This window comes from Paracoccus denitrificans, from assembly GCF_900100045.1.
Lineage (GTDB): Bacteria > Pseudomonadota > Alphaproteobacteria > Rhodobacterales > Rhodobacteraceae > Paracoccus > Paracoccus denitrificans.
On sequence record NZ_FNEA01000008.1, the window covers coordinates 17,420 to 31,406 of the forward strand.

Genomic DNA, 13,987 nt, shown 5'->3' on the forward strand with positions numbered 1-13,987 from the left:
GCATTCACTAGGACGGCGCAACCTTAGGTCCGCTCGGCGGATTTTCGCAAGCGCGCGATGAAGAACCCGTCCATACCGCCGCGTTCCGGCCACAGATCCGGGCGCAGCCGCAGCCCGCCCTGAGGCGTGATCCAGTCCGGCTCGACGCCGGGCGCGCGGGGCGGCTCGACCACCAGGCCGGGATGGCGGGCAAGAACGGCGGCAAGCTGATCCTCGCCCTCGGCGGGCAGGAGCGAGCAGGTGGCATAGATCAGCCGGCCGCCGGGTTTCAGCAGGTCCAGCGCATGGTCGATCAGCCGGGCCTGCAATCCGGTCAGTTCGGCAAGGCCGGCGCCGTCGCGGATACGCGGCAGTTCGGGATGGCGGCGGATGGTGCCGGTGGCCGAACAGGGCGCATCCAGCAGCACCGCGTCCAGCGGCTGGTCGGGCCGCCAGTCCAGCGCATCCGCCGCGACCAGCCGGGCCTGGAGGCCGCAGCGCGCCAGGTTCTCGGCCACGCGGGCAAGGCGCAGCTCGGAAATGTCCACCGCCGTCACCTCGGCCCCGGCTGCGGCCAGTTGCAGCGTCTTGCCGCCCGGCGCGGCGCAAAGGTCGGCGACCCGCTCGCCCGGCTGCGGATCGAGCACCCGGACCGCCAGCGCCGCCGCCGCGTCCTGCACCCACCAGTCGCCCTCCGCATAGCCCGGCAGCGCCGAGACCCGGGTGCCGGCGGGCAGCCGGTGCGAGCCGGTGGGCAGCGCCTCGCCCGGGCAATCCGCGCCCTTGGGCGTCAGGTCCAGGACCGCGCCGGCCTCATGCGCGGCCTCGATGGCGCGGGCGGCATCCTCGCCCCAGGCGGCCACGACCGGGGCGCGCAGCCAGAACGGCATCTTCTGCGGCGAAAGCCGTGCCCAGGCCTCGGCGGCGCCGGCGATCTTGCGCAGCACCGCGTTCACCATGCCGGCCGCGGCCTGCCCCTTGCGCCCCGAGGCGCGGGCCAGCGCCACGGCGGCATTGACCGCGCCATGCGGCGCCTCGCCCAGGGCCAGCATCTCGACCGCGGCGAGCCGCAGGATGCGCATGATCTCGGGCCGCGGGCGACGGGCCAGCATCGGCGCCAGCAGCAGGTCGACCCGATCGGCCCTGCGCAGGACCTCCAGCGCCAGCCGGCGGGCGCGGGCCCGTTCGGCGGGGGCAAGGCGGTCGGTCAGCGCGCCGGCCTCGTCCAGCGTCGCGCCATCGTCGACCGCGGCCAGCAGGCGCAGCGCACCCGATCTTGCCCCGTCCCTTGCCTGTCCCTGCGTGCGCGTCTTGTTCAAAGCCTGCCTCTTGCCTAGATTGACTTCGTCTAGCGCGAAGCAGGGGAAACCGCCATGACCGACCGCAAGGATCTGCCGCCCGCCGCACAGCGCGCGCTGGCCGAGGCCGAAGAGCGCCGCCGCAAGGCGAAGCCGCTGGACCTGCCGGTCGAACTGGGCGGGCGCGACGGGCCCGAGCCGGTGCGCTATGGCGATTACGAGAAAAAGGGCATCTGCGTCGATTTCTGAGATGCCGGGCCCCTGCGCGCGGTCGGCTGAGTATTTGGAGAACGGTGAAGGCCGGGCCCGCTGGCGAATCCGTGATCGGGGGTGAGCCGGTCGTTTACTTGCCATTGGGGTTTGCCGTCTAAACAATGCGCCAACCACCAAACCGCAAGGAACGGCAGATGGCCTCTGGGCAGGGGATGATAAGATGGGCGGCGCTGGCGATCCTGCTGGCGGGCCAGGCTTTCGCGCAACAGGGGCCGGGCGGGCGCGGGCCGCAAGGTCCGACCGAAGTCGGCGTGATGGCCACCGCCGAGGAGGACGTGCCCTATACCGTCACCCTGCCCGGCCGCGCCATCGCCTATCAGCAGACCGGCATCCGGCCGCAGGTCGGGGGTGAAGTTCTTGAAATCGCCTATGATCCGGGCAGGCCGGTCAAGGCCGGCGACGTGCTGTTCCGGCTGGACCCCGAGACCCTGGCCGCAGCGCTGGCCGCAGCCGAGGCCGCCGTGGCGGGCGCCGAGGCCAGCCTGACCCAGGCGCAGAACACCGTCACCCGCTATCGCCGGCTGGAGGGCTCGGGCGTCTCGGCCGTGGACCGCGCCAATGCCGAGGTGGCGCTGAAACAGGCCGAGGCCGACCTGAAATCCGCCGAAGCCGCGCGGGATGCGGCGCGGCTGGCCTTGCAGCGCACCGAGATCAGGAGCCCGCTGGACGGCGTGGCGGATGTGGCCGCGGTCTCGGTCGGGGATCTGGTGACGGCGAGCCAGTCCGAATCGCTGACCACCATCACCCAGCTCGACCCGATCTATGTCGACGTGTCGGAATCCAGCGCCCGCATGCTGCGCAACCGGGCGCGCATCAGTGCCGGCCAGTTGACCGTCAACGGCGGGGTGGGGACGCAACTGATCCTGGAGACCGGCGAGGAATACCAGGGCGCGGGGCGGATCGTCAGCCCCGGCATCACGGTTTCGCCCACCACCGGGACGGTGCCGATTCGGCTGCAATTCGACAATCCCGACCAGATGATCCTGCCCGGCCAGTTCCTGCGCGTGAAGCTGACGCTGGGCACGACCCGCGCCGTCCTGGTGCCGCAGCGTGCGACCAGCCGCGCCTCGGACGGCACGCTGACCGCCTTTGTCGCCCGCGACGGCAAGGCCCAGCAGGTCACGCTGAGCGAACAGGGCAGCCATCGCAACAGCTGGATCGTCACCCAGGGCATCAATCCGGGCGAGCAGTTGATCGTGGACGGGCTGGACAACCTGCGCGCCGGCACCGAGATCGCCACCGTCCCCGTCACCATCGACGCCCAGGGCGTCGTGCGCGAGGTCGATGAGCGCGGGGAAGGCTAGGACATGGCGCAATTCTTCATTCACCGCCCGGTCTTTGCCTGGGTGCTGGCCATCGTGACCATGCTGATCGGGACCTGGTCGCTGATCGGCCTGCCGGTTTCGCAATATCCCGACATCGCGCCGACCACGATCCGCATCACCGCCAACTATTCCGGCGCGACGGCGCGGGCGGTGCAGAACTCGGTCACCACGCCGATCGAGGATGCGCTGACCGGGCTGGACGGGCTTCTCTATACCGTCTCGTCTGCCTCGACCGGACGGAGCGTCATCGAGCTGACCTTCGACGACAGCGTGGAGCCGGTCGATGCGCTGAACGAGGTGCAGTCCAAGGTCCGCTCGGTGGAAAGCCGGCTGCCCACTCCGGTCCAGAACGACGGCGTCTCGGTCACCCGCTCGTCCTCGTCGATCCTGATGGTCGGCTCGCTGGTCTCGACCACCGGCCAGCATTCCACCATCGAGCTGGGCAACCTGCTGGAACAGGTGGTCGAGGGCCCGGTCAAGCGCACCGAGGGCGTGGGCGGGGTCAACGTCTTCGGCTCGGGCTATGCGATGCGGATCTGGATGGACCCGCTGCGGCTGGCGCAGTTCCAGCTGACGCCCACGGACCTGACCACCGCCGTGGCGCAGCAGAACAGCACCGTGTCGGTCGGCGCACTGGGAGAGCAGCCGGTGGTGGCGGGCCAGCAATTCACCGCAAACATCACCGCGCAAAGCCAGCTGACCTCGGTCGAGGATTTCCGCAACATCCTGCTGAAGACCGGCGAGGACGGCGCCACCGTGCGCCTGGGCGACGTGGCCGAGGTCGAGATCGGCCAGACCCGATATGGCCGCGATTCGCGCTTCAACGGCATGAACGCCTCGGGCTTTGCGGTGAACCTGGCCACCGGCGCCAATGCGGTCGAGACGGCAAGCGCCGTGCGCGCCACGCTGGAGGGGCTGAAGAACGCCCTGCCCGAAGGGGTCGAGGTGCATATCGCCTATGACACCGCGCCCTTCGTCGAGCTGTCGATCGAGAAGGTCTATCACACGCTGATCGAAGCCATCGGGCTGGTCTTCCTGGTCATCCTGCTGTTCTTGCAGAACTGGCGGGCGACGCTGATCCCGATCATCGCCATCCCGGTGGTTCTGCTGGGCACCTTCGGCATGCTGGCGGCGCTGGGATATTCGGTGAACACGCTGACCATGTTCGCGATGGTGCTGGCCATCGGCCTTTTGGTGGACGACGCCATCGTCGTGGTCGAAAACGTCGAGCGGGTGATGCAGGAGGACGGGCTGGGCCCCGTCGAGGCCACGGAAAAGAGCATGGGCCAGATCAGCGGCGCGCTGATCGGCATCGCGCTGGTCTTGTCGGCGGTGTTCCTGCCCATGGGCTTCATGCCCGGCTCGACCGGGGTGATCTATCGCCAGTTCTCGGTCACGATCATCACCGCGATGGTGCTGTCCTTGCTGGTGGCGCTGATCCTGACGCCGGCGATGTGCGCCAGCCTTCTGCGGCAAAGCCACGGCCCGGCGCGCTTTGCCCCCGCCCGCTGGTTCAACGCCGGGTTCGAGCGGGTGACGCGCGGCTATTCCGCAACCGTGCGCCGCAGCCTGCGCCGGCCGATGCTGGTCATGCTGCTGCTTGCGGCCATCAGCTACGGCGCGACCGATCTTTTCGGCCGCATGCACACCACCTTCATCCCCGGCGAGGACCAGGGCGTGCTGCAATCGCGCATCACCCTGACCGAGGGCTCGACCGCGCAGCAGACCGCCGCCGTCGTGCAGGAAATCGAGAACTACATGCTGACCGAGGAAAAGGCGGCGGTGGAATCGGTCTTCGTCGCCATGGGCTTCGGCTTTTCGGGCACCTCGCAAAGCCGGGCCATGGTCTTTGTCAAGCTGCGCGATTTCGACCAGCGCAAGGACCCCGCGCTTGCGGCCAGCGCGGTCGCCTCGCGTGCCAATGCGCGCTTCGAAAAGCACCGGGCGGGGCGGATCACCTTCCTGCAGCCGCCGGCGATCCCCCGGCTGGGCAATGCGGCCGGGTTCAGCATGTTCCTGCTGGACCAGTCCGGCGGCGGAGCCGAGGCGCTGACCCAGGCCGCCAAGGCGCTGGAACTGGCCGCCGCCGAGGACCCCCGCCTGCAAAGCGTCGAAAGCAGCGGCACCGAGACCGAGGCGGCGCTGAAGATCGACATCGACCAGCAAAAGGCGGAAAGCCTGGGGGTCAGCCTGTCGGGCGTGAACGCCATGCTCTCGACCATCTTCGCCGGGACCGAGGTGAACGATTTCGCGCTTGGCGCGCAGCTGCGCCCGGTGGTCGTGCAGGGGGCGGCGGCGAACCGCATGCAACCCGAGGACGTGGACAGCTGGTATGCCCGCAACGCCGATGGCGAGATGGTGCCCTTTACCGCCTTCATGACCACCCGCTGGGAGCCGGTCGAGCCCAGCCTGTCGCGCATGGACAGCATCGACGCCATCGAGATCACCGGCCAGCAAAGCGACAGCGCCAGTTCCGGCGTGGCGATGGCGGCCATGGAGGAACTGGTGGCGCAGCTTCCCGGCGGCTATGGCACGGCCTGGACGGGCCTGTCCTACCAGGAGCGGCAATCGGGCAACCAGGCGCCCTGGCTTTTCGCGCTCTCGGCACTGGTGGTGTTCTTGTCGCTTGCAGCGCTTTACGAAAGCTGGTCCATCCCGTTCTCGGTCATGCTGGCGGTGCCGGTGGGGGTCCTGGGCGCGGTGGTGGCGGCGCTGACCTTCGGCCAGGCCAACGACGTCTATTTCAAGGTCGGCATCCTGACCACCATCGGCCTGGCGGCCAAGAACGCCATCCTGATCGTCGAATTCGCACGCGAGCTTGAACAATCGGGCCGGGCCACCGTCGAGGCCGCGGTCGAGGCGGCGCGGCTGCGGCTGCGGCCGATCCTGATGACCTCGCTGGCCTTCATCCTGGGGGTGCTGCCCCTGGCCATCGCCACCGGCGCGGGCGCCGCGGCGCAGAACTCGATCGGCATCGGGGTGATGGGCGGCATGATCGCGGCGACCTTCCTTGGCATCTTCATGGTCCCGGCATTCTACGTTACCGTGCGGCGGCTGACCGATAGGAGAGCCCGGACATGAACGACCTTCCCAGACTTACCTCGCTGGCGCATGGCGGCGGCTGCGGCTGCAAGCTGGCGCCCTCGGTCCTGCGCGAATTGCTGGCCGATCAGCCCATGGCGCAGGCTTTTCCGCAGTTGCTGGTCGGGACCGAGACCTCGGACGACGCCGCGGTCTGGCAGGTCGACGACAACACCTGCGTCATCGCCACCACCGATTTCTTCATGCCGATGGTGGACGATCCGCGCGCCTTCGGCCGCATCGCCGCGACCAATGCGATTTCCGACATCTATGCCATGGGCGGCCGGCCGATCATGGCGCTGGCCATCCTGGGCATGCCCATCGACAAGCTCGCCCCCGAACGGATCCGCGAGATCCTGGAGGGCGGGCGCGAGATCTGCCATCAGGCCGGCATCCCCGTCGCCGGCGGCCATTCCATCGACGCGCCCGAGCCGATCTATGGCCTGGCGGTGATCGGGCTTTGCCATCCGTCCGAGCTGCGCCGCAATGCCGATGCGCGGCCGGGCGACGCGCTGATCCTGACCAAGGGGCTGGGCGTCGGCATCTATTCCGCCGCGATCAAGAAAGGCGCGCTGGACGAGGCCGGCGTGGCCGAGATGGTCGCATCGGCCACGACGCTCAACCGGGTCGGCGCCGATCTGGCAAAGCGCGCCGATGTCCATGCCATCACCGACGTGACCGGCTTCGGCATCCTGGGCCACGGGCTGGAGATCGCCCGCGGCGCCCGGCTGCGGCTGCGGCTGCGGCTCACGGACCTGCCGCTTCTGTCGCGGGCGGCAGAGCTGGCGGAGGCAGGCTTCGTCACCGGCGCCTCGACCCGGAACTGGGCCGCCTACGGCGCCGAGGTGGCGCTGCCCGAGGGCCTGCCCCTGTGGCAGCGGGCGCTGCTGACCGATCCGCAGACCTCGGGCGGGCTGCTGGTCGCCTGCGCGCCCGAGGCGGCCGGCGAGGTGCTGGATTTCATCCGCGATGCGGGTTTCCCGCTGGCGGCCATCGTCGGCCATGCCGAGCAGGGGGTTGCGGGTATCTCGGTCGAATAGCGCCGGGATTCTCGAGTATTTGGGAAACGGTGAAGCCGGGGCCATGCGGAACCCGGCGCAGTGGCGGGCGTTGGGGCGCAGGAGGACGCAGCCCATGCCCCAGTTTCCCTCACTGCCCTCGCTGGCCCTAAGCCTTGCGCTGGCCTGCCTGGCCGCGCCGCTTTCGGCCCAGACCGCCCCGGCCGACGCGCCCAAGCCGGCGCAGGCCGTCGCCACCGCCGCCCCTGCCGGGGAATGCCCGCCTGCGGCCGGCATGGCCGAACCCGCGACACCCCAGACCGCCTCGACCGACGGCACGGCACCGGACAATTCCGGCTCGACCGGCTGGACCGGCGGCACCGGCGGGTCGCAGATCGGCACCAACCCCTCGGGCGCGCATCATGCCACCAGGACCTGGCAGCCGCCCACCGCCCGCGGCCTCGACCTTGCCGGGCGCCCCGAACCCGTCCCGGCCTGCTGACCAGCACGACGGGCGATTGACGCCGCCCCTCCCGCCGCCGAAGATGCGGGCAAACAAGGGGAGCGTGATGAACGACAGCCAGATGCCCGCCGCCATCGAGGCGCATTCGCCCTATTCCGAATCGCTGGGGATGGAGGTGGTTGCGGCAACCCTGGACGAGGTCATCCTGCGCATGCCGGTGACGCGGACGCTGACCAATCGCAACGGCGTGCTGCATGGCGGCGCGATCATGAGTCTGGCCGATCACGCCGCCGGCACCGCCACCCATCTGCGCCTGCCGCCCGGCGCCGCCACGACCACGCTGGAGAGCAAGACGAATTTCCTGCGGCCGATTCGGCTGGGCGACGTGGCCGAGGCGCGACCCCGGCCGCTGCACCTGGGCCGGACCACGATGATCTGGCAGACCGATATCCTGCGCAGCGACGGCAAGCTCGCCGCCGTGGTGATCCAAACCCAGTTGGTGCTGGAATGGAAGGAGCCGGCCTGATCCGTTTCGCCGGACCGATGGTCGCGCCACTTTGCCGCACCGCAGGGCCGCATTTTCGGAAAGGAAACAGCGCCTCGCAGAGCATCTTGGCAGGCATGGGCAGCATGGTCGTGGCCGGCGCGGAAAAGGCGGTTGATGGGGAATCCCGCCTCCAGCGCCGAAACAGGCGGCGCAACAGGCGGTAGCGGGGAAACGGATGGCCGCTCGTGCCCGCTGACCCGCCACGGCCACACCGTCGCGGCAAGAACCTCCGGCGCCGTTGCCCGCATCGGATTTTCGTGGCAAGAGAGCACAAAGCCAACCGAGAGCAGGGTTCGCATAAATGACCGATTTCGCGCAGCGCCGCACCATGATGGTCGATACTCAGGTTCGTCCGAACGAAGTGACCAGCTATCCCGTGATCGAGGCGATGCTGAACGTCCCGCGCGAGCAGTTCGTCCCCGAATCGCGCCGGGATGTCGCCTATGTCGGCAACAATATCGACCTTGCCCCCGGCCGCGTGCTGCTGGAGCCGCGCACGCTGGGCAAGATGATGGATATCCTGAACCTGCAGAACGGCGACCTGGTTCTGGATGTCGGCTGCGGCTACGGCTATTCCGCCGCGGTCATGGCCCGCATCGCCGAGGCCGTCGTCGCCGTCGAGGAGGATGCCGCGATGGCTGCCGAGGCGGAAGGCCGGCTGGCCGCGCAGGACGTGTTCAACGTCGCCGTCGTCCAGGGCGCGCTGGCCGAGGGCTGCCCCGGCCAGGCCCCCTATGACGCCATCCTGATCGAAGGCGCGGTCGAGCAGGTGCCCGAGGCGCTGACCGAGCAACTGCGCGAGGGCGGCCGCATCGTCGCCCTGTTCCGCGAGGGCAATCTGGGCATCGTCCGCCTTGGCCACAAGCTGGACGGGCGCGTGAACTGGCGCTTTGCCTTCAATGCCGTCGCCCCGCTGCTGCCGGGCTTTGCGCGCCCGCGGGGCTTCGTCTTGTGATGCCGACAGGAAAGGCCATGGCATGTTTCGCAAAACGCTGAGAACACTGCGGCGCCCGCTGATCGCGGCCCTGTTCGCTGGCGCGACGGCCGTTCCGGCAAGCGCCGAATCGCTGGCCGATGCCATGGTCGCAGCCTATCGCCATTCGGCATTGCTGGAGCAGAACCGCGCCGTCCTGCGCGCCGCGGACGAGGATGCGGCGACCGCCCTGGCGCAATTGCGCCCCGTTGTGCAATGGATCGCCGAGCACAGTTTCCAGAAGATCAACGGCCTGGCGATCGGCCGCTCGACCAGCATCGGCCTGCAAGCCCAGATCACGCTTTACGACTGGGGTCGCAACGCCATCGCCATCGACGCCGCCAAGGAAACCGTGCTGGCCACTCGCGCCGCGCTGGTGGGCGTCGAACAGGACGTGCTTCTGGGCGCGGTCCAGGCCTATCTGGATGTGCGCAGCGCGACCGAACAGGTTGATCTGCAATCCAATTCCGTGCGCGTGATCGGGCAGGAACAGCAGGCAGCCGCAGATCGTTTCGAGGTGGGCGAGATCACTCAGACCGACGTGTCGCAGGCCGATGCCGCCCTGGCCGCGGCGCGCGCCAGCCTCGCGGCCGCACGAGGCAATCTGGAGGTGGCGCGCGAGGTTTATCGGGCCGCGACCGGCCGGGCGCCTGGCCAGCTCGATCCGCCGCCGCCCACCCCGTCGCTGCCCGCCTCGCTGGAGACGGCACGGCAGATCGGCCAGCGCAGCCATCCCGCGATCTCGCAGGCACAGCGCCTGGCTGCTGCCGCCGAACTGGGCGTCGCCGCCGCTGCCGCCGAGCGCAATCCGACGCTGAGCGGCCAGGCCAGCATCGGCCGCTCGCACGAGCTTTCGATCCAGGGTCAGGAATCGACCCGCAACAGCCTTGGCGCCTCGCTCAGCCTGTCGCAGACGATTTATTCCGGCGGGCGCCTGCCCTCGGCCCATCGCAAGGCGATGGCGCGGCGGGACGAGGCGCGGGCGGGACTGCTTCAGGTTTCGCGCCAGGTCGACGAAGCGGTCGGCCGGGCCTGGGCGGGAATCGATGTGGCGCGGGCACAGATCCGCGCCATCGACGAGCAGATCGTCGCCGCGCAGCAGGCCTACGAAGGCGTGCGCGAGGAGGCGACGCTGGGCGCTCGCACCACTCTGGACGTGCTGGATGCCGAGCAATCGCTGCTCGAAGCGCGGGCCGACAAGATTTCGGCAGAGGCCAATCTGCAATTAGCACATTATCAACTTCTGGCTGCTATGGGTCTGTTGACGGTGGAAAACCTGAAACTGGGGATACCGACCTATGACCCATCGGCCTATTACAATGCGGTGCAGGACGCACCCTATACCAGCAGGCAGGGCGAAAGCCTCGACCGCGTGTTGCGCGCGATCGGCAGGGACTGACACCGCCCGCGATCCGGGGGCGCATCATGCAACATGAAGCGATGCGCCATCCGGTCCCCTCGCCCGGATCGGACAATGTCGGCGACGTGCTGGCCTCGATCCGGCGGCTCATCGCGCAGGACGGAGCGGGATGCCGGATCCAGAACCCGGCGCTGAACGGACGACTGCCGGAACAGGACGGCCCGCCGGCCGCTCCGATCAAGCTGGTGCAGCCGGCCCGTCCCCCATCTTCGACGCGAATCACCCCCTTGGTGCTGGACAACAGCACTCTGGTCGCGCCCGATCCCGTGCCACGGATCGAGGCGGTGGGAAGGGGTGAGACCTCGGCAGAACTGCACTCCACCGAGCCGGGGCGACTGGATGCCTGGCCGCCCGTTCCACCGGACAAAGGGGCTGCCATCGGCGCAACCCATGCCGACCGGGCGAATATGGCCGAGCCTTCGGCCGGTTCCTCCGGGCCCTCGCTTTTTTCCGACATCGATCCAGGACCGACCCAGTCTTCTTCGCCGGCGCCGACCGCCGCCACCCCGCAATTGGAGGAAACCATGCTGCACGCGAATGCTTCCGCGACCCCGATCAATCCCGCCGCCGCCGCTCGGGCCGCCGAGGCCATCGCCTGCGACAATGGCGAGCCGCGTCTTTTCGCACCGCAGGACCAGGATGCGCCAAAGGGCACCCATCTGCGCGGCATGATCCGCGAGGCGATCCGGCAGGAACTTCAGGGCGAAATCGGCGACCGGCTCAGCCGCAACCTGCAACAGATGATCCGTCACGAGATCGAAATGGCCCTGCGCCAGATGTGCGAGCGGGACTGAGCACGCCGCACCGGGCCGGCAAAACCGTCCGGCTGGCAGCTTGCCGGCCCCGGGACCGAAAGAAGGATCCCGGCAGGCTAGTTCAGGTATTTCTCGGGATCGACGCTGTCGAAACCGTTGCGCACCTCGAAATGCACGACGCCCTGGTTGCGGGTCTTGCCCAGCGGGGTGCCAGCGCTGACCGTCTGGCCCTTGGTCACGGCGACATCCTCGAGGCCGGCATAGACGGTCATCAGGTTGCCGTCGTGCCGAACGACGATGATCGGCACCTGGTCGGTGTCGCGGGTGATCGCGGCGACGGTGCCGCTACCGGCGGCTGCAACGGTGCTGCCCGGCGCGGCAGCAATGTCGATGCCGTCGTTCTTGCCCTTCTGATAGGTGCGGATGATCGCGCCATTGGCGGGCATGCGGAACTTGCCGCTGCCCGAGGCGGCGGTGCGGGTCTTGCCCAGATCGGGGCCGGCCGGCTTGTCCACCGGGCTCGCGGCGGGCTGCGTCTTCTCGTTCGGCAACGGCTGGGCCGAAGACGGCGGGCTCGGCGTCGGGCTGCCCGTTCCGGGCGCGGTGACGGCCGCCGTGGCGGGGCGGCTTTGCCCGGCGACGGGGATCAGCAGGCGCTGGCCGGTGCGCAGGGTCATATCCTGCGTCAGCCCGTTCCACTGGGCCAGGTCGTTCACCGAGACGTTGTATTTGCGCGCGATGGACCAGGCCGTCTCGCCCGCCGCCACGACATGCTGCTTGGGCTGGCTTGCGGCCGGCAGGGTCTGCGACGTCACCGCTCCGGCGCCCGAGGCCGCGGGCACGTTCGGCTGCTTGATCCCCTGGCCGGCAAAGGGATCGCTGACCTGCCCGGTCGACGACACGATGGGCGCCGCCGCAGGAGCCCCGGCAGCAACGCGGCGCGGTAGGGCGACCACCGCCCCGGGGTTCAGCACGGTATTGGCCTCGATGGCATTGTATCTGGCCAGTTCGGCCGCGTTCAGCCCCAGCCGCGCAGCAATCGTCGCCACGGTATCCCCCTGCCGCGCGATGGCGACCTGATAGCCGGGATAGGAGATCACGCCGCGCTGGTCGGGGGCCGGCCGAGGCTGGGCCCGCGCCGCGGCCTGGGCGGTTTCCAACCCGCCGCCGCCCCAGCGGCGCAGGTCGGGGTCGAAATTGCTGAAATCCAAGCCACCCTGCGGCCCGCATGACACCAAAGCCACCGCAGCGCCGGCGAGCATCGCCAACTGCCTGATCTTGATCATCTGCCCGTTCCTCACTCTGGATAGCCGGGGGTCATGTCTGTCCCAACCCCTCGACCAGCGGCACGAAGCGCACCTGCCGCAATTCGTCATAGTCAAAGCCGTTTTCGCCGCGGCGCACGCGGATCAGGGTCTGGACCGCATCCGACTGCCCGACCGGCACCACCATGATACCGCCGATCTTCAACTGCGCCAAGAGCGGCCCCGGCGGATCCTCGGCCGCCGCCGTCACCATGATGCGATCAAAGGGCGCCTGCTCGGGCAGCCCGCGCGAACCGTCGCCCACCAGCGCCGTGATGTTGGGCAGGCCCAGGTGGCGAAACAGCGCCTCGGCCTCGGCCACCAGCCGGCGGTGGCGGTCGATGGTATAGACCCGCCGGCACAAGAGCGACAGCACCGCCGCCTGGTAGCCCGAGCCGGTGCCGATCTCCAGCACCTTGTCGCGCGGCCCCACCTCCAGCGCCTGGGTCATCAGCCCCACGACCGAAGGCTGGCTGATGGTCTGCCCGCAGGGAATGGGCAAGGGCGTGTCGTCATAGGCGCGATCCTCGAAATGGCCGCGCACGAATTCGCCGCGGTCGATGCGCTCCATCGCCTCCAGCACCCGCGGATCGGTGACCCCGCGCTGCCGCAGCGCGAACAGGAAGCGCATCTTGCGTTCGGCAGTCTCGGGATCGTCGCTCATGCCCAGGTTCAGCCCTCTTCGAGAACGCCGCGCAGTTCGGCCAGGGTCTTGTGGCAGGTCAGGTCCGGCCGCATCGGCGTCAATGAGATATAGTCGCGCATATTTGCGTCCACGTCACTCTCCGGCGTGGCCTCGGCGGTCTGCGAGCCGCCCAGCACCCACAGGAACCGCCGCCCGTTCGGCGCGTGATAGGGCTCGACCTCGAAGCGCACGCCCTGGCGCCGGCCCTGCGGCGCCACCCGCGTGCCCTTGACCGAGCCCGCGTCGCAGGGCGGGAAGTTGATGTTGTAGAACAGCCGGAAATCCTCGTCCGAGGTCCAGTCGCCGTAATCCAGCAATTGCCGGATCAGCCGCGGCCCGTGCATCCGCGCCGCCTGGAACGGATCGTCCAGCACCGCGGTGCGGCTTCCCATGTATTGCGACAGGGCGATGGCGGGCAGGCCCTGCAACGCCGCCTCCATCGCACCGCCCACGGTGCCGGAATACATCACGTTCTCGCCCGAATTGTTGCCGCGGTTCACGCCCGACAGCACCAGGTCCGGCGGGTTGTCCCGCATCACGTCGGCGATGGCGGCCAGCACGCAATCGGCCGGCGTGCCCTCAGCGGCAAAGCGGCGCGGCCCCAGCTCGGCGATCAGCGTCGGGTGAACGTAGCTGATGCAATGCGCGACGCCCGATTGCTCGAAGGCCGGGGCGACGGTCCAGACCTCGCCCGCAGGTCCAGCGACTTCGGTCGCGATCGCCTCCAGCGTCTCGAGCCCCGGAGCGTTGATGCCGTCGTCGTTGGTGATCAGAATGCGCATGCTTTTCCCTGTCCGGCCGCCGCGCCGGGGGCGTTGTCCGCGCCGCCCGCGCCTCTCGCCGTTATCTGCCTGTCACATCTGCTTTATCCGCGCCACAGCCTTGC

13 protein-coding genes are annotated in these 13,987 nt (G+C 69.2%); 9 read left to right on the forward strand and 4 right to left on the reverse strand.

The window, feature by feature from the left end; all coding sequences use genetic code 11:
- Positions 1-23: 23 nt before the first annotated feature.
- Positions 24-1,298: an RsmB/NOP family class I SAM-dependent RNA methyltransferase gene (locus BLT64_RS08280; protein ID WP_041529992.1), complete on the reverse strand. Its 1,275-nt coding sequence runs from the start codon at positions 1,296-1,298 to the stop codon at positions 24-26.
- A gap of 54 nt (positions 1,299-1,352) precedes the next feature.
- Here BLT64_RS08280 and BLT64_RS08285 point away from each other — a divergent pair, with 54 nt between their 5' ends.
- The 9 genes from BLT64_RS08285 to BLT64_RS08325 all read left to right on the forward strand — a co-directional run bounded on the left by BLT64_RS08285 (position 1,353) and on the right by BLT64_RS08325 (position 11,151).
- Positions 1,353-1,526, forward strand: a complete 174-nt coding sequence (locus BLT64_RS08285; RefSeq protein WP_036751458.1) for a DUF1674 domain-containing protein — start codon at positions 1,353-1,355, stop codon at positions 1,524-1,526.
- A gap of 158 nt (positions 1,527-1,684) precedes the next feature.
- Positions 1,685-2,854 (forward strand): efflux RND transporter periplasmic adaptor subunit, encoded by a 1,170-nt coding sequence (locus BLT64_RS08290; RefSeq protein ID WP_011748996.1) that lies wholly within the window; start codon positions 1,685-1,687, stop codon positions 2,852-2,854.
- 3 nt (positions 2,855-2,857) lie between these two features.
- Positions 2,858-5,956: an efflux RND transporter permease subunit gene (locus tag BLT64_RS08295; RefSeq protein ID WP_011748997.1), complete on the forward strand. Its 3,099-nt coding sequence runs from the start codon at positions 2,858-2,860 to the stop codon at positions 5,954-5,956.
- Positions 5,953-6,996 carry a selenide, water dikinase SelD gene (gene selD, locus BLT64_RS08300; RefSeq protein ID WP_011748998.1) on the forward strand — a complete coding sequence of 348 codons (1,044 nt, stop codon included), beginning with the start codon at positions 5,953-5,955 and terminating at the stop codon, positions 6,994-6,996. Before BLT64_RS08295 ends, selD begins: the two co-directional genes overlap by 4 nt.
- Positions 6,997-7,090: 94 nt before the next feature.
- Complete coding sequence (locus tag BLT64_RS08305) at positions 7,091-7,456, forward strand: hypothetical protein (protein ID WP_011748999.1); 366 nt, start codon at positions 7,091-7,093, stop codon at positions 7,454-7,456.
- Positions 7,457-7,523: 67 nt separating this feature from the next.
- On the forward strand, positions 7,524-7,943 hold the full coding sequence (locus BLT64_RS08310) for a PaaI family thioesterase (protein WP_011749000.1): 420 nt from the start codon (positions 7,524-7,526) through the stop codon (positions 7,941-7,943).
- A 322-nt stretch (positions 7,944-8,265) separates the two neighbouring features.
- Positions 8,266-8,919 (forward strand): protein-L-isoaspartate O-methyltransferase family protein, encoded by a 654-nt coding sequence (locus tag BLT64_RS08315; protein WP_011749001.1) that lies wholly within the window; start codon positions 8,266-8,268, stop codon positions 8,917-8,919.
- 22 nt (positions 8,920-8,941) lie between these two features.
- Positions 8,942-10,336 (forward strand): TolC family outer membrane protein, encoded by a 1,395-nt coding sequence (locus tag BLT64_RS08320; RefSeq protein WP_011749002.1) that lies wholly within the window; start codon positions 8,942-8,944, stop codon positions 10,334-10,336.
- A 26-nt stretch (positions 10,337-10,362) separates the two neighbouring features.
- A complete protein-coding gene (locus BLT64_RS08325; protein WP_011749003.1) occupies positions 10,363-11,151 on the forward strand; it encodes a hypothetical protein in 789 nt (262 codons plus the stop codon).
- 77 nt (positions 11,152-11,228) lie between these two features.
- Here BLT64_RS08325 and BLT64_RS08330 read toward each other — a convergent pair whose 3' ends face one another.
- Genes BLT64_RS08330 through surE form a run of 3 tightly spaced genes read right to left on the reverse strand, consistent with a single transcriptional unit; the run spans position 11,229 to position 13,883 of the window.
- On the reverse strand, positions 11,229-12,398 hold the full coding sequence (locus tag BLT64_RS08330; RefSeq protein ID WP_011749004.1) for a M23 family metallopeptidase: 1,170 nt from the start codon (positions 12,396-12,398) through the stop codon (positions 11,229-11,231).
- Between the two features lie 31 nt (positions 12,399-12,429).
- Positions 12,430-13,080: a protein-L-isoaspartate(D-aspartate) O-methyltransferase gene (locus BLT64_RS08335; protein ID WP_011749005.1), complete on the reverse strand. Its 651-nt coding sequence runs from the start codon at positions 13,078-13,080 to the stop codon at positions 12,430-12,432.
- Between the two features lie 8 nt (positions 13,081-13,088).
- Positions 13,089-13,883, reverse strand: coding sequence for a 5'/3'-nucleotidase SurE (gene surE, locus BLT64_RS08340; RefSeq protein ID WP_011749006.1), 795 nt, complete (start codon positions 13,881-13,883; stop codon positions 13,089-13,091).
- Positions 13,884-13,987: the final 104 nt, after the last annotated feature.